This is a genomic window from Paracoccus sp. (in: a-proteobacteria) (assembly GCF_046289755.1).
In the GTDB taxonomy this organism is placed as follows: domain Bacteria; phylum Pseudomonadota; class Alphaproteobacteria; order Rhodobacterales; family Rhodobacteraceae; genus Paracoccus.
In genome coordinates, this window is sequence record NZ_JBKBVD010000054.1 from 1 (window position 1) to 15,430 (window position 15,430).

At 66.8% G+C, this 15,430-nt stretch carries 15 protein-coding genes; 11 read left to right on the top strand and 4 right to left on the bottom strand.

What is annotated here, in order from left to right:
- Nucleotides 1-191: 191 nt before the first annotated feature.
- Nucleotides 192-1,097 carry a LysR family transcriptional regulator gene (locus tag ACK41U_RS16240; protein ID WP_409682285.1) on the bottom strand — a complete coding sequence of 302 codons (906 nt, stop codon included), beginning with the start codon at nt 1,095-1,097 and terminating at the stop codon, nt 192-194.
- A 161-nt stretch (nt 1,098-1,258) separates the two neighbouring features.
- Between ACK41U_RS16240 and ACK41U_RS16245 the strand changes: the two genes are divergently transcribed.
- The 8 genes from ACK41U_RS16245 to ACK41U_RS16280 all read left to right on the top strand — a co-directional run bounded on the left by ACK41U_RS16245 (nt 1,259) and on the right by ACK41U_RS16280 (nt 10,614).
- Nucleotides 1,259-4,651: an indolepyruvate ferredoxin oxidoreductase family protein gene (locus tag ACK41U_RS16245; RefSeq protein ID WP_409682288.1), complete on the top strand. Its 3,393-nt coding sequence runs from the start codon at nt 1,259-1,261 to the stop codon at nt 4,649-4,651.
- 77 nt (nt 4,652-4,728) lie between these two features.
- A complete protein-coding gene (locus tag ACK41U_RS16250; protein ID WP_409682291.1) occupies nt 4,729-5,541 on the top strand; it encodes a glutamate racemase in 813 nt (270 codons plus the stop codon).
- 23 nt (nt 5,542-5,564) lie between these two features.
- Nucleotides 5,565-6,014 (top strand): cytochrome c maturation protein CcmE, encoded by a 450-nt coding sequence (ccmE, locus tag ACK41U_RS16255; protein WP_409682339.1) that lies wholly within the window; start codon nt 5,565-5,567, stop codon nt 6,012-6,014.
- A gap of 98 nt (nt 6,015-6,112) precedes the next feature.
- On the top strand, nt 6,113-6,724 hold the full coding sequence (locus tag ACK41U_RS16260; protein WP_409682294.1) for a holin-associated N-acetylmuramidase: 612 nt from the start codon (nt 6,113-6,115) through the stop codon (nt 6,722-6,724).
- A complete protein-coding gene (locus tag ACK41U_RS16265; protein ID WP_409682297.1) occupies nt 6,715-7,245 on the top strand; it encodes a holin family protein in 531 nt (176 codons plus the stop codon). The genes ACK41U_RS16260 and ACK41U_RS16265 overlap by 10 nt, the downstream gene beginning before the upstream one ends.
- Nucleotides 7,246-7,348: 103 nt before the next feature.
- On the top strand, nt 7,349-9,316 hold the full coding sequence (locus ACK41U_RS16270) for a heme lyase CcmF/NrfE family subunit (RefSeq protein WP_409682300.1): 1,968 nt from the start codon (nt 7,349-7,351) through the stop codon (nt 9,314-9,316).
- 8 nt (nt 9,317-9,324) lie between these two features.
- The gene (locus ACK41U_RS16275; protein ID WP_409682303.1) at nt 9,325-9,774 is read left to right on the top strand and encodes a cytochrome c-type biogenesis protein; all 450 of its coding nucleotides are present in this window, start codon (nt 9,325-9,327) and stop codon (nt 9,772-9,774) included.
- A gap of 69 nt (nt 9,775-9,843) precedes the next feature.
- On the top strand, nt 9,844-10,614 hold the full coding sequence (locus ACK41U_RS16280) for an enoyl-CoA hydratase-related protein (RefSeq protein WP_409682306.1): 771 nt from the start codon (nt 9,844-9,846) through the stop codon (nt 10,612-10,614).
- On the opposite strand, the gene ACK41U_RS16285 is transcribed toward ACK41U_RS16280, so the two are convergent.
- The 3 genes from ACK41U_RS16285 to ACK41U_RS16295 all read right to left on the bottom strand — a co-directional run bounded on the left by ACK41U_RS16285 (nt 10,615) and on the right by ACK41U_RS16295 (nt 13,215).
- Entirely contained in the window at nt 10,615-11,313 is a 699-nt protein-coding gene (locus ACK41U_RS16285) for a DNA mismatch repair protein MutT (RefSeq protein WP_409682309.1), read from the bottom strand.
- Nucleotides 11,310-11,717: a DUF983 domain-containing protein gene (locus ACK41U_RS16290; protein WP_409682311.1), complete on the bottom strand. Its 408-nt coding sequence runs from the start codon at nt 11,715-11,717 to the stop codon at nt 11,310-11,312. The genes ACK41U_RS16285 and ACK41U_RS16290 overlap by 4 nt, the downstream gene beginning before the upstream one ends.
- 106 nt (nt 11,718-11,823) lie before the next feature.
- Nucleotides 11,824-13,215, bottom strand: a complete 1,392-nt coding sequence (locus ACK41U_RS16295; RefSeq protein ID WP_409682314.1) for a diguanylate cyclase — start codon at nt 13,213-13,215, stop codon at nt 11,824-11,826.
- A 113-nt stretch (nt 13,216-13,328) separates the two neighbouring features.
- On the opposite strand from ACK41U_RS16295, the gene ACK41U_RS16300 reads away from it, so the two are divergent.
- From ACK41U_RS16300 to ACK41U_RS16310, 3 genes are all read left to right on the top strand, one after another.
- The gene (locus ACK41U_RS16300) at nt 13,329-13,619 is read left to right on the top strand and encodes a DUF3572 domain-containing protein (RefSeq protein ID WP_409682316.1); all 291 of its coding nucleotides are present in this window, start codon (nt 13,329-13,331) and stop codon (nt 13,617-13,619) included.
- Nucleotides 13,620-13,688: 69 nt separating this feature from the next.
- Nucleotides 13,689-14,258 (top strand): heme NO-binding protein, encoded by a 570-nt coding sequence (locus ACK41U_RS16305; protein WP_409682319.1) that lies wholly within the window; start codon nt 13,689-13,691, stop codon nt 14,256-14,258.
- A 50-nt stretch (nt 14,259-14,308) separates the two neighbouring features.
- Nucleotides 14,309-15,283: a GGDEF domain-containing protein gene (locus tag ACK41U_RS16310; RefSeq protein ID WP_409682322.1), complete on the top strand. Its 975-nt coding sequence runs from the start codon at nt 14,309-14,311 to the stop codon at nt 15,281-15,283.
- Nucleotides 15,284-15,430 lie beyond the last annotated feature (147 nt).

Below are 15,430 nucleotides of genomic sequence, written 5' to 3' on the forward strand. Positions count from 1 at the left end.
GAGGCCCGGCCTAAGTCCAACAGGGAGGTAGAAGGTGATGAGCGAATACGCTAGGCATCGCCTTCTGAGCCCGATTTATGTGCAGAGTGTGAACGGTTCAAGGATTATGATGCCGCAAACAGGACATAGCCGCCATGCAGTAGCGGAATGGCTAAGGTGGCGGTCCCGGAAATCAGTGACAGCATCGCGCGTCAGGCCAGTCCGGCCTCGCTCTGGGCGCGGCGATAGGCCTGGATTTCTTCCAGCACGAAATCGCGGAAGACGGCGACCCGGCGGGTCTGCCGCAGCTCTTCGGGATAGGCCAGAAACACCGGCACCTCACCCGATTCCAGATCGGGGAAGACGCGGATCAGGCGGGCGTGATCGGCGGTCAGATAGTCGGGCAGCACGCCGATGCCCAGATTGGCCAGCACCGCCTGCAGCACGCCGAAATAGTTGTTCACGGTCAGGGTCGAGCCGACAGTCTGCGTCATCAGCTGCTGCACAAGCGACGCGCCGGCGGCCACCTGCGGCTGATCGGGCTTCTGGCAGATCAGGCGGTGCCCGGCCAGATCGTCCAGACCCTTGGGCATGCCGCGCGCGGCCAGATATTCGGGGCTGGCATACAGCCGCATCTGGATGTTCAGCAGCCGCCGGCGGATCAGGTCGGACTGGCTGGGCTCTTTCATGCGGATCGCCACGTCGGCCTCGCGCATGGGCAGGTCCAGCACGCGTTCCTCCAGCATCAGGTCGATGCGCAGGTCGGGGTATTTCTCGTACAGCTTGACCAGACGCGGCGCCAGCCACAGGGTGCCAAAGCCCACCGTGGTCGTCACCTTCAATTCGCCCAGCACGCTTTCCTCGCTGTCGCGGATGCGCGCCGAGGTGCTGTCAAGCTTGCGGGCCATGGCCGAGGTCGCCTCGAACAGCAATTCGCCCTGTTCGGTGAGAATCAGCCCGCGGGCATGGCGGTGAAACAGGGTGGTGCCAAGCGCCTCTTCCAGCGCGCGGATCTGCCTGCTGACCGCCGATTGCGACAGATGCAGCACATCGCCCGCATGCGTCAGGCTGCCCGCATCCGCGACCGCGTGAAAGATTCTGAGCTTGTCCCAGTCCATCCGAGTTACAATCCTGACATGGCTGCCATGCGTTCTTTGCAGGTCTGACCTTCCCTGCGATTGTCTGCCTTGAAGGTCAAGTCAAGAATTTATGTCTTTGTCGGTCAGCATATCTGACCTATAATGACGTAAGGGGACGTCATGCATTGAGGAGGTGCAGGATGAGCAAGCAGGAATTTTCGCTAGCCGACCGGTTCGATCTGTCCAAGGGACAGGTGCTGCTGAACGGAACGCAGGCACTTGTGCGGCTGATGCTGATGCAGGCGGCACGTGACAAAGCCGCCGGGCTGAACACCGCCGGTCTGGTGACGGGCTATCGCGGCTCTCCGCTTGGCGGGGTGGATCTGGCGATGATGCGCGAGGGCGCGCGGCTGTCGGATGCGCAGGTGCGCTTTCAGCCCGGCCTGAACGAGGATCTGGCCGCGACCGCGATCTGGGGCAGCCAGCAGGCGGAACTGCGCGGCGAGGGGCGCTATGACGGCGTGTTTGCGCTGTGGTATGGCAAGGGGCCGGGGGTGGACCGCACCGGCGATGTGATGAAGCACGCCAATATGGCGGGCGCGTCGCGGCTGGGCGGTGTGGTCATGGCGATGGGCGATGACCATACCGGCGAAAGCTCGACCGTGCTGCATCAGTCGGACTGGGCGATGATCGACGCCTATATCCCGGTGCTGTCGCCCGCAGGCGTGCAGGAAATCCTGGACTATGGCCTCTATGGTTTCGCGCTGTCGCGTTACGCGGGGGTCTGGACCGGCCTCAAGACGATGAAGGACACGGTCGAGGCCACCTCGGTCGTGAATGGTGATCCGCACCGGATGCGGTTCGTGACCCCCGAGGGGTTTGCCATGCCCGAGGGCGGGCTGAACATCCGTCTGGGCGACACGCCGGTCGCGCAAGAGGCGCGGATGATCGACCACAAGCGGTGGGCGGCCGAGGCGTTCAGCCGCGCCAACCGCCTTGATCACCGGGTCTGGGGCAAGCCCGGCGCCAGGATCGGCTTTGTCGCGGCGGGCAAGAACTGGCTGGATCTGGTGCATGCCCTGTCGCTGCTGGGCATCGACGAGGCTGAGGCCGAACGGCTGGGCCTGACCACCTACAAGGTCGGGCAGACCTGGCCGATGGACATGAAGTCTATTCAGGAATGGTCTGAAAACCTTGAGATTATTATCTGCGTCGAGGAAAAGCGCAAGTTGATCGAGGTGCAGCTGAAAGAGGCGATCTTTGACAATCGCCGGGGCCGCCGGGTGCACGGCTGGAAGCATGACCGCACCGGCGAAGAGCTGTTCCCGACCCGCTATGCGCTTGACCCGGTGATGATCGCGCAGAAGATCGGCGGGATTCTGGTCGAGGAGGGGCGTGGCACCGAACATATCCGCGCCGGTCTGGCCCGGCTGGCCGAGGTGCGCCGGGCTGATAATGCACCTGAGATTTCGACCAGAACGCCTTGGTTTTGCTCGGGTTGTCCGCATAGCAGCTCGACCCGCCTGCCGCAGGGCAGCCGCGCCTATGCCGGGATCGGCTGTCACTATATGGTGCAATGGATGGGCCGCGAGACCGAGGGCTTCACCCATATGGGCGGCGAGGGCGTCAACTGGGTCGGTGAGGCGCCGTTCAGTACAAGAAACCATGTCTTTCAGAACCTTGGCGACGGAACCTATAATCATTCTGGGATTCTGGCGATCCGTGCGGCGATGGCTGCGGGCACCAACATCACCTACAAGATCCTCTATAACGATGCGGTGGCGATGACCGGCGGACAACCGAACGAGGGCGGGCTGACCGCGCCTCAGATCGCGCGCGAACTGGTGGCGATGGGGGTGAACCCGGTCACGGTCGTCTATGACGAGAAAGAGGATGTCGACCGCGCGCAATTCCCGCAGGGCCTGCGGTTCGAGGAGCGTGCGCAGATGATGGCGGTGCAGCGCGAGCTGGAAACCGCGCCGGGCGTCAGTGCGATCCTGTATATCCAGACCTGCGCGGCGGAAAAGCGGCGGCGGCGCAAGAAGGGGCAGTTCCCCGATCCCGACCGCCGCATCTGGATCAACCCCGAGGTCTGCGAGGGCTGCGGCGATTGCTCGGTCCAGTCGAACTGCGTCTCGGTCGTGCCGCTGGACACGGAGCTGGGCCGCAAGCGCCAGATCGACCAGTCCAGCTGCAACAAGGATTACAGCTGCGTCAAAGGCTTCTGCCCCAGCTTCGTCTCGGTGCGCGGCGGCAAGCTGCGCCGTCCCAAGGCCGAGGCCTTTGATCTGCCGGACCTGCCCGCGCCCGCGCTGCCCGCGATCAAGGGCACGCATAATGTCGTCATCACCGGCGTCGGTGGCACCGGGGTCGTGACCGTGGGCGCCGTGCTGGCGCAGGCCGCGCATATCGACGGCAAGGGCGCCGGCATGATGGAGATGGCGGGGCTGGCGCAAAAGGGCGGCGCCGTGCACATCCATCTGCGGCTGGCCGAACGCCCCGAAGACATCAGCGCCATCCGCGTGGCCACCGGCGAGGCGGATTGCGTCATCGGCGGCGATCTGGTGGTCACGGCAGGCGCCAGGACGGTCGGGCTGATGACCCAGGGGCGCACCGGTGCCGTGGTCAACGATCACGAGATTATTACCGGCGATTTCACCCGTTTCCGCGATTTTCAGGTGCCCTCGGACCGGCTGCGCCTGTCGCTGGAGGCGCGGCTGCAGGACCGCGTCGCCTTCTTTGATGCCAATGAGCTGTCGCTGCGGATGCTGGGCGATTCGATCTATTCCAACATGCTGGTGCTGGGCGCCGCCTGGCAGCAGGGGCTGCTGCCGCTGTCCGAGGCGGCCATCGCGCAGGCGATCCAACTCAACGGCGCCAAGGTGGCCGAGAACCAGCGCGCCTTTCAGATCGGGCGATGGGCGATGGCCTTTCCCGATCAGACCCGGCGGCCCGCCGATGTGGTGCAGCTGCCCGTCGATCCGGTCGCGTATCGCGCCGAACGGCTGCTCGGCTATCAGGGCAAGCGGCTGTCGCGGCGGTTCCGCAAGCTGGTCGATGCCGCCCCTGCCGCGCTGCGGGAACATGTCGCGCGCGGATACTACAAGCTGTTGGCCTACAAGGATGAATACGAGGTCGCGCGGCTGCACCTGTCCACCGCCGATGAGGTGGCCAAGCGGTGGGAGGGCGATGTGCGCCTGTCGCTGCATCTGGCGCCGCCGGTCCTGACCGGCACGGATACCGAAGGCCGCCCGCGCAAGCGCGAATTCGGGCCGTGGATGCTGCGCGCCTTCCGGGTGCTGGCGGCGATGAAGGCTCTGCGCGGCACGCCGTTCGACCCGTTCGGCTACAGCGCCGAGCGGCGGCTGGAACGCCGGATGATCCGCGATTACGAGGCCGACATGGCCGAAATCTTCGCGGCGCTGACCGACTCGACCCTGCCTGCTGCCGTTGAGCTGGCCGAACTGCCGCTGAGCGTGCGCGGCTATGGCCCGGTCAAGCACGAGGCTGCGATGCAGGCCGCCGCGCGCCGGGACGAATTGCTGGCGCAGATCCGGGCGGGCGGCGCACCGATCCGTGAAGCCGCCGAATGATCGTTGAATGATCCAGATCATTTGCAAAGCCCGCGCAGCGCCTTATGAAGGGCGCCACGCGTTACAGGGGGCGGTGCATGGCGGTTGGCGTTTTCGATAGCGGTCTGGGCGGGCTGACGGTCCATCAGGCGATTGCCGCGCGCCTGCCCGAGGTGCCGCTGGTCTATCTGGGTGACAATGCGCATGCGCCTTATGGTGTGCGCACCGCCGATGATATTTTCGACCTGACCTGCCGCGCGGTGGAACGGCTGTGGGATGAGGGCTGCGATCTGGTGATCCTGGCCTGCAACACCGCCAGCGCCGCCGCCTTGCGCCGGATGCAGGAGACATGGCTGCCCGAAAACAAGCGCGTGCTGGGTGTCTTTGTGCCGATGATCGAGGCGCTGACCGAACGGCAATGGGGCGACAACTCGCCCCCGCGCGAGGTGGCCGTCAAGCATGTGGCGCTGTTCGCCACGCCCGCCACCGTCGCCAGCCGCGCCTTCCAGCGCGAACTGGCCTTTCGCGCCGTGGGCGTCGATGTCGAGGCGCAGCCCTGCGCGGGCGTCGTCGATGCGATCGAGCTGGGCGACGAGATTCTGGCCGAGGCGCTGGTCACCAGCCATGTCGAATCGCTGCTGCGCCGGATGCCGTTTCCGCAGGCCGCCATCCTTGGCTGCACGCATTATCCGCTGATGGAAGACGCCTTCCAGCGCGCGCTTGGCCCCAAGGTCGAGGTTTACAGCCAGGCCGGTCTGGTTGCAGAGAGCCTTGCGGATTATCTTGAGCGGCGCCCCGAATTTCTGGGTGAGGGGCGCGCATCGAAATTTCTGACCACGGGCGATCCGGTGCGCGTGTCGGGCAAGGCCACGCAATTCATGCGCCGCCCGATCCGCTTTGACGCCGCCTGACAGGAGGGATACCCATGGCCGGCATGAAATCGCTGAAAAAACAACGCCGCATTCAGGTGATCACCGCCGCCACGGCTGCCCTGATCATCGCGGTCGGTCTGATCGGCTATGGGTTCAGCGACGGCATCAACCTTTATCGCTCGCCCACGCAGGTCAGCGAACAGGCGCCCGACCCCGAGGAATTCTTTCAGCTGGGCGGGTTGGTCAAGGAGGGCTCGTTGATCAACGGCGAGGGGGTGGCCTTTGATTTCGTCATCACCGATGGCGCGGTCGAGATCCCGGTGACCTATGTGGGCCGCGACCCGCGCCCGGATCTGTTCGGCGAGGGGCAGGGCACCATCGCCAAGGGCTGGTATCGCGAGGGCCGGTTCGAGGCGCGCGAAATCCTGGCCAAGCATGACGAAAGCTACATGCCGCGCGAGGTGATCGACACGCTGAAGGCCACCGGCCACTATCAGGAGCCCAACAGCTGATCCGCGCAACGCCCGCAAGGTTAACCAAAGGTTAACCCCGCAGCCCCAGCTTTCCCTGATGCCGCAGAACCCTGCGGCGGCTTTGGGACGGGGGTGACATGCAGAGCGTGGAACAGATTGCGCGTCAGATCGTGGCGCGAGAGGGCGGGTTCGTCAACGACCCCGACGATCCGGGCGGCGCCACCAGATACGGCGTGACCATCGGCACGATGCGCGGGCTGGGGCTGGATCTGAACAAGGACGGGCGGATTGATCAGGCGGATGTGCGCGCCCTGACCCGCGCGCAGGCCGAGCAGATCTTTGTCGAACATTACTTCCGCAAGCCGCGTCTGGCCGAACTGCCAGCCGCACTGCAGGCCAGCACCTTTGACATGTATGTCAATGCGGGCGCCAATGCGGTCAGGATCCTGCAACGGCTGATCACGCGGATGGGCTTTGCGGCGACGCCCGACGGGGTGGTGGGGCCAAAGACCATCGCCGCCGCAACGGCCGCCGCCGCCGCCGCGCCAGATCATATCGCCGATGCCTACGGGATCGCGCGGCGCAACTATTACTACGCTCTGGCCGATCAGCGCCCGGCCAGCCGCAAATACGCGCGCACGCTGGCAGGCGGCAAGGGCGGCTGGATCACGCGGGCCGAGGAATTCATCGCACAGCGCTATCACCTCAGCGCCGCCCAGCACCGGGCGAGGGTCGCGTCATGGGCGTGATGGGTCGCATTCTGGGGGTCGCCCCCACCGTCACCGCGCTGGGTCACGCAGCCTCTGGCATGGCCGAGGTCTTTACCCAGAACGCCACCCGCCGGATGGAGCTGGACGAAGAGGCCTATGCCCGCGCCATCAGCCAGCACGGGCAGGAATTCCTGATCCAGCGCGCGGGCTGGTTTGACGCTTTTGTCAACGGGCTGAACCGCCTGCCGCGCCCGCTGCTGGCGCTGGGGACGATGGGGCTGTTCGTCTATGCCATGGCCGAGCCGGTGGGCTTCAGCCTGCGGATGGAGGGGTTGCAGATGGTTCCCGAACCCTTGTGGTGGCTGCTGGGCGCCATCGTCGGCTTTTACTTCGGCGCGCGCGAGGCGCATTATCTGCGCAACAGGGTCTGGACCGCCCGCAGCCCGGCCCCTGCCGCAGACGAGGGCGTGCCTGCGGCGACGACGCATGCGCCGCGCCCGCAGGATGATTTCGCCGACAACGCCGCCCTGCGCGACTGGGCGGCCGGTCTGCGCGCTTAGGCCGCAGCGGCCACACATCATTCTGACAAACCAGCACCAAGGGGGGACTGTTCCCCCCTTTGTCATGTCCCTATGCTGTCGGGCAACCAGAAGGATTGCCCCGATGATCGCAGAATTCGGCCATTTCGCCCTGATCCTCGCTTTTGCGCTGTCGCTGTATCAGATGACGGTGCCGATGGTGGGGGCGGCCAGGGGCTGGCACGGCTGGATGGAAAGCGCCCGTCCGGCGGCGCTGGCGCAGCTGATGCTGATGGTGGTCTCGTTCGGGGCGCTGACGGTGGCCTTTGTCACCTCGGATTTCTCGGTGCGGCTGGTCTATGAGAATTCGCACACGGCCAAGCCGCTGATCTACAAGATCAGCGGCGTCTGGGGCAATCACGAGGGCAGCATGCTGCTATGGGTGCTGATCCTGGCGCTGTTCGGGGCGGCGGCGGCGGTCTTTGGCGGCAATCTGCCCCCCAGCCTGCGGGCGCGGGTGCTGGCGGTGCAGGCATCCGTCTCGGCGGCGTTCTACGCGTTCATCATCTTCACCTCCAACCCTTTCTGGCGCATGGGAAATCCGCCCTTTGACGGGCGCGACCTGAACCCGCTGCTGCAGGATCCGGGTTTGGCCTTTCACCCGCCGTTTCTGTATCTGGGCTATGTCGGCCTTTCGATGGCGTTCAGCTTTGCCGTCGCCGCCCTGATCGAGGGTCGCGTCGATGCGGCATGGGCCCGTTGGGTGCGGCCCTGGACGCTGGCGGCCTGGGTGTTTCTGACCCTCGGCATCGCGCTTGGATCATGGTGGGCCTATTACGAGCTGGGCTGGGGCGGCTTCTGGTTCTGGGACCCGGTGGAAAACGCCAGCTTCATGCCCTGGCTGCTGGCCGCAGCCCTGCTGCATTCCGCCATCGTGGTGGAAAAGCGCGAGGCGCTGAAAAGCTGGACGATCCTGCTGGCGATCATGGCGTTCGGCTTTTCGCTGATCGGGACATTCATCGTGCGCTCGGGGCTGATCACCTCGGTCCACAGCTTTGCCAACGACCCCGAACGCGGCCTCTTCATCCTTGCCATTCTGGTGTTCTTTGTCGGCGGCGCGCTGACCCTCTATGCGCTGCGGGCCTCTGATCTGACGGCCAAGGGCGTCTTTGCCCCGGTCTCGCGCGAGGGGGCGCTGGTGCTGAACAACGTGCTGCTGGCGGTGGCGGCCTTTGTGGTCTTTGTCGGCACGATGTGGCCGCTGATCGCGGAAATGGTCTGGGGCCGGGTGTTGTCGGTCGGCCCGCCCTTCTTCAATCAGGCGTTCACGCCGTTCATGGTGGTGCTGGCGCTGGCGCTGCCCGTAGGCTCGATCATGCCGTGGAAGCGCGGCAATCTCGGGCGGTCCATGCGGCCCCTGTGGGGGGCGCTGGTGCTGACGGTGGCGGTGATGATGCTGGTCTTTGCGGTCTCGACCGGGCGTTCGGCGCTGGCGGTGATCGGGGCGGGGCTGGGGTCGTGGCTGGTTTTCGGCGCGCTGTCCGAGCTGGTCCACCGCACCGGCAAATCGGGCCTGTCGCGTCTGTGGCGCCTGCCGCGCGCCGATTGGGGCAAGGCGGTCGCGCATTCCGGGCTGGGTGTGACCTTCATCGCCGTGGCCCTGATCACGGCGTGGCAGGACGAGGACATCCGCGTCGCCCAGATCGGCGAGCCGTTCGACATCGGCGCCTATCAGATCACGCTGCGCGGCGTCGACCGGGTGGACGGGCCGAACTATTTCTCGGCCATGGCCACGCTGGAGGTTGAACGTGACGGGCGGCTGGTGGCCACGCTGAACCCCGAAAAGCGCGTCTATCCGGTGCAGAACATGCCAACGACCGAGGCCGCCATTGATTATGGCTTTTTCCGCGATGTCTATCTGGTGCTGGGCGATCAGCAGCCGGACGGAGGCTGGGCGGTGCGCGCCTATATCAAGCCCTTTGCCAACTGGATCTGGGGCGGCTGTCTGCTGATGGCGCTTGGCGGGCTGATCAGCCTGTCGGACCGCCGCTACCGGGTCGCCGCCGGGGCCGCGCGCCCCGCGCCGGGCCGCAACACGGTGCCTGCGGAATGATCCGGCGCATGGCTCTGATCCTCGCGCTGATCCTGCCGGTGGCGGCGCTGGCGGTTCAGCCCGATGAGGTTCTGGACGATGCGGGGCTGGAGGCGCGGGCCCGCCAGATCTCGCAGAACCTGCGCTGCCCGGTCTGTCAGGGCGAGAATATCGACGAATCGAACGCGCCGATCAGCCGCGACCTGCGGCTTTACGTCCGCGAGCGGCTGGTGGCGGGCGACAGCGATACGCAGGTGATCGACAATGTCGCCGACCGGTTCGGCGAATATGTGCTGTTCGAACCGCGCGCCTCGGGCATCAACTGGGTGCTGTGGCTCGCCGGGCCGCTGATGGCGCTGGTGGCCGCGCTGATCGCCTGGCGCTTTCTGGCCGCCCGCGCCCGCGCCACGCCCGAGGTGACGCAGCGGCTGAGCCCCTCCGAGAAAGAGCGCCTGGATGAGATCATGCGCGACGGCTGACGCGGGGTCGCGCTTTTCAACGCGCGCCGTTCCTGCATCATCGCCCCAACGCAGCAGGGAGGGGTGGGCATGAGCCATGAGACGATCGAACTGAGCCATGAAGGGGGCGTCACGCGGCTGGTGCTGAACCGCCCGGCGGTGATGAACGCGCTGAACAGGCGGATGCGGGCCGAGATCACCGCCGCGCTGACCGGCCTGCCTGCGGAGACGCGCTGCGTGGTGATGACGGGGGCGGGGCGCGGCTTTTGCTCGGGTCAGGATCTGACCGACGCCTCGGCGGCGCGCGATCTGGAGGCGACGTTGCGCGACGAATACGAGCCGATGCTGCGCGCCCTGCGCAGCTGTCCGGTGCCGGTCATCGCGGCGGTGAACGGGGTGGCTGCCGGGGCGGGCGCCAATCTGGCGCTGGCGGCGGATGTGGTGATCGCGGCGGACAGCGCCAGTTTCGTGCAGGCCTTCACCCGGATCGGGCTGGTGCCGGATGCGGGCGGGACATGGATTTTGCCGCGACTGGTGGGCACGGCGCGGGCGGCAGGTGCGATGCTGTTTGCCGAAACCGTGCCTGCGCGGCAGGCCGCCGACTGGGGGATGATCTGGCGGGCCGTGCCGGATGCCGATTTCGCGGCCGAGGTGGACGCGCGGGCCCGGCAGCTGGCCTCGGGGCCGACCGGCGCCTTCCTGTCGATCCGCGCGGCGTTGGCGGCGGCGATGCAGAATGATCTGGACGCGCAACTGGCGCTGGAGGCGCGGCTGCAGGGTCAGGCCGGGCGCAGCGCCGATTTCGCCGAGGGGGTGACGGCCTTTCTGGAAAAGCGCGCGCCGCGGTTCTCGGGGCGCTGATCAGGCGATCTGCACAAAGCGGGGCGCCGGGCCGCGATTGTCGAAAAACGGCACGCTGTCGGGGACGGGCAGCGTGGTATGCCACGGAACCGACCCGGCCAGCTCGGTCAGTTCGGCCAGCACGACCTCGGTGATGAAGGGCAGATCGAGGCTGCGGGCCTCGGACAGCCCGACCCAGTGCAGATGCGACAGCTCATCGCAGGCGCGGCTGAAATCTTCGGGATCGCCCGCGACCGAGGCCGCGTCGGCCACAAAGAAATGCGCATCGAACCGCCGCGGCCGGCCCGGCGGCGTGATCGCCCGGAACAGATAGGCCAGGCCCCCCGCATCCGGCACCAGCCCCGCCTCGGCAAAGCCCGGAACCTGTGCGCCGCCGCCGGGCTGGCCGATCAGCAGGCCGGTTTCCTCGGCCAGCTCGCGCAGGGCGGCGGCGGCAATGGCATCGGGCGAGGGGGCCGCCACGTCGCGTGGCTCGGCCAGAAGGCGGCGGCGATGGGGGTCGGGCAGCGGCCGGGCCAGCGGCAGCGTGGCGTCGCCCGGATCGACCGCGCCGCCCGGAAAGACGAATTTCGAGGGCATGAAGACCGCCGCCTGTCCGCGCATCCCCATCAGGATCGCCGCGCCTGTCGCCGCGCGCCGCAGCACGATCAGGCTGGCGGCATCGCGGATCGGCGCCTGCACGCGCGCAGGGTCGGTCACGAGGTCACCTGCCCGGGGTCCGTCCCGAACCCATGCATGCGCCGCGCCCATTGCAGCCCGACCATGGCGCCTTTGATCATGGGCAGAATCAGCAGCGACAGCACGATCGCGCCCAGCCCGAAGGCGATGATCATCGTCGCGGCGCTTGGCCGCCATGCCATATACGAGGCCAGCAGGATCGGCGCCCCCAGATGCGACACGATCAGGATTGTCAGATAGGCCGGGCCGTCATCGGCGCGCTGATGGTGCATCGCCTCGCCGCACCGGGCGCAGTGATCGGTGACCTTCAGATAGCCGCTGAACAACCTGCCCCGGCCACAGGCCGGACAACGCCCGATTGCGCCGCGTTTCATCGCGCGGCCCGTGGCGCGCTCGGGGTCGGACAAATGGATGCGATCGGTCATCGCCAGAACTCCTGCTGGGGCGGGCCCGGACTGTCGCGCCCAGGATCCCCGCGTCGCCCCAGTCTAGGCCTGCCCCGGCCCGCGTGCCAGCCCCTGCGACATCAGCTCAGGCCGCCTGTTCGGGATGCGAGATGACGACACGGTTGCGACCGCGGGCCTTGGCTGCCAGCAAGGCGCGGTCGGCCCGCTCCAGCGTTTCGCGGGCAAGGTGATCGGGCCAGACCTCACCGTCCAGCGCGCGGACGGTGACCACACCGACAGAGACGGTGATGCGCACCTGCCCGCCCCCGGACAGGGCGGGCAGCCCGACCGGCGTGTCCTGAATGGCCAGACGCATCCGTTCGGCCATCACCTGCGCCTGTTGCGCGTCGCAGGGGCAGATGACGGCCATGAACTCTTCCCCGCCCAGGCGCGCGGCCAGCCCCCGGTTGCCCAGAACGCGGGTGATCCGCTGCGCGACGGTGGACAGAACCGCATCACCGGCGCCGTGCCCGAAGCGGTCGTTGATGGCCTTGAAGTGGTCCAGATCCATTGCCAGAACCGAAAAGTCCTGACCGGTCAGCATGGCGTCGCGCGCGATGTCCGACAGCTTGGGCAGCGCATAGCGGCGGTTGTACAGCCCCGTCAGAGAGTCGGTCATCGCCCAGATCATGTGGCGCCTGACCTCGGCCCGGTGCCGGTCGCTGCGCGATTTGCGCGACAGCTGCATCCGCAACGTCATGGCGGCGGCGTCGATTTCGGCGGGTCCGCCAAGACTGTCGGGAAGCACGTCGCCCGCCCCCAGATCCAGCGCGATGGCCGCCAGCTCGTCGCGGTCACGACCGATCGCGATCACGAAACCCGCATCCCGCGACCCCTGCCGCGAGCGCAGTTCCGACAGCAGCCGCAGCCCGTCGCCGCGTGTCTCCAGATCGGCGCAGATCAGGTAAAGATCGGCCGATTTGCCAAGCCGCACCCCCGACAGCGCCTCCTCCGGGTTGCGGATGTCGAACCGTGCCTCGATCCGGTCGGACAGCAATTGCCGCCAGCGCTGTGACCGCGCCGGGTTGTCCGTCACCAGCACGATATGCGGCAGTTCGTTTTCATCGACCGAAGGCCCGGCCTCGGCCATGCCCAGATCCAGACCGACCGGGTCTTCGCAATCGCGCAGCATGCCGCGGACACGGGCCAGCAGCATCTGGTCGTTGATTTCGGGATCCAGCGCCGCCGAGGCGCCCGCCTGCAGGGCCGCCAGCCGCGACGTGCTGCGCACCAGCATCAGGATGGGAATGCCCCCGGTCTGCCGGTCCCCGGCCAGCCGGGCGCAGAGTTCGATGGCCACATCCTCGCCAAAGCCGCTGCCCAGAATGATCAGATCGGGCTGCGTCTGGTCGATCAGATCGGGGATCTGGACGATCCGGCTGGCGGTGGCCACGTCATAACAGGCGGCCGATAGCCGGACCTTCAACGTGATGCGGGTCGTTGCCACGCCATCTGCCACCAGAATCCGTGCAGTCATCGCTCTGCCCCGCGCCGCGCCACTCGTGACTGTCAATCTGGGGCCAAATGCTTAACAAAGGGTTTCCGCGGCCGATAATTTTTTGTGCCGCCCCGTTCATAAGGAAGACTGCGATGACCCTGCACCCGGACCGTGCCCGCGATCTGGCCACCGATCTGTTGCTGCATCTGACCGGGCATCCCGACCTGATGCAGGATTTTCTGACCACGACGGGATTGTCGGCGGGGGATCTGCGCATGATGGCGCAGGATGGCTCGGCCGGGGCGGCATTGCTGGATTTTCTGGCCGAAGATGATGCGCGCCTGATCGCCTGCGCGCAGGCGCTGTCGGTGACGCCACAGGATCTGATGGCGGCGCGCACCGTGCTGGCCGGGCCGGGCAGCTATGGGTGGTCGGTCGACTGACGGAATTTTCGCGCCGGTTTGCGCTTGCTTAACCTCTGGCCGCTAAAGTCGGGCAAAATGAGGTTGAGAATGAACGGACTGATTGATCGCGCGATCGAGGAATTCCTGCGGGCCACCTACGGCGATGACCTCGTCCGGTCGATGACCGCCGATATCGCATTGGCACAGGGGCATCCGGTCCCCGATCTGCAGGGCTGCGGGCAGCAGGCGCTGGCCCATGCCGCCCTGCGGATGTCCAAGCCCGTCAGCGAAATGCTGGAGGATCTGGGCGGCTGGCTGACCCGGATCGAGCCGATCCGCCGGTTGCTGCGCTTTTCGGGCCGTGATTTCCATGATTTCCTGATGAGTCTGGATGAGTTGCCGGGCAGGGCGCATCTGGTGCTGCCGCAGCTTGTCATGCCGCCGCTGCGGGTCGGGCGCGATGGGCAGAGCGTAATTGTCGCCCTGGACAAGGCGGATGCCGACTGGAAATGCACGCTGATCGGGCTGATCCGGGGCATGGCCGATGATTATGGTGCGCTTTGTCTGATCTCGTCCGAAGGCATGAATATCCGTATCGAAGTCTGGGAAGAGCAGTTTTGCGAGGGCCGGATGTTCAGCCTCTCTCCTGATGCTGCGCCGGAAAGCCTGGCCTTCTGATGCGTCCGGGGCCCAGGCTGTCGCCGGAGGGGTTGGCGCGGCTGCTGCCCATGCATCTCTGGCTGGGCCCTGACGGGGTCGTCTGGTCCGCAGGCGCGACGCTGCTCAAGCTGGTGCCGGATCTGCGCAGCGGGGTGCCGGGATGTCTCAGCGATGCGCGCGGCGATCCGGGGGGCGATGTTCTGGCGCGGATCCGGGACGCCGCCCGTGATGAGACGCGCCTGTTTCTGCGGGTCGATGCGCGGCCCGAACTGGTTCTGCGCGGCCATGCCGTGCCCGCCGACAAGGGCAGCGTCCTGCTGAATCTGGGATTCGGGATCGGCGTTCACCGCGCGATTGCGGCGGCGGATTTGATCGATTCCGATTTTCCGCCGACCGATCTGATGATGGAATTCCTGTTTCTGCACGAGGCCAATCGCGCCGTTCTGGCCGAGCTGGCGCGTTTCAACAGGCAGCTTGCCAGCGCCCGCCGGGTGGCGCTGACACAGGCGCATAGTGATGTGCTGACCGGCCTGACCAACCGTCGCGGGCTGGAGCTGGCGCTGTCGGCCCTGCTGCGCCCGGCACAGGATGACCGCTTCGCGCCCGCAGCGCAGGATTTCTCGCTTGTCCATCTGGATCTGGATCATTTCAAGCAGGTCAATGACACCCATGGGCACCAGGCCGGCGATGACCTGCTGCGCAATGTCGGTCGCGAGCTGCGCCATGTGATCCGCAAGGCGGATACGGCGGCGCGTCTTGGCGGGGACGAGTTCGTTCTGATTTTGCGCAGCGTCACTTGCCCCGATCTGCTGTCCCAGCTCTGCGACCGGTTGATTGCCTCGATCCGCGCCATCGGCGCATCCGTGGCGCCCGGCCTGTCGGTGTCGGCCAGCATGGGCGTGGTCATCTGGAAGCAAGGATGCACGCCTGACGCAAATACGCTGCTGGCGCTGGCGGATGACGCGCTCTATCGCTCCAAGCGGGCGGGGCGCGGCAGGATCACGATCACCGACTGCCCATCGGTGCAGGCGGCGCGCACATGAGCTGGGACAGAACCGTTCCGGCCAGCAAGACCCCGCCGGAATGGCGCTGTGATGGCGCAGTTGTGATGGCGCAGTCCGGCGGGCATCCGGGTCGGTTCTGTGGGCTGGCCGACCGTCCCCGGGCGGCCCGCCCCGCCGGGGAGCCCA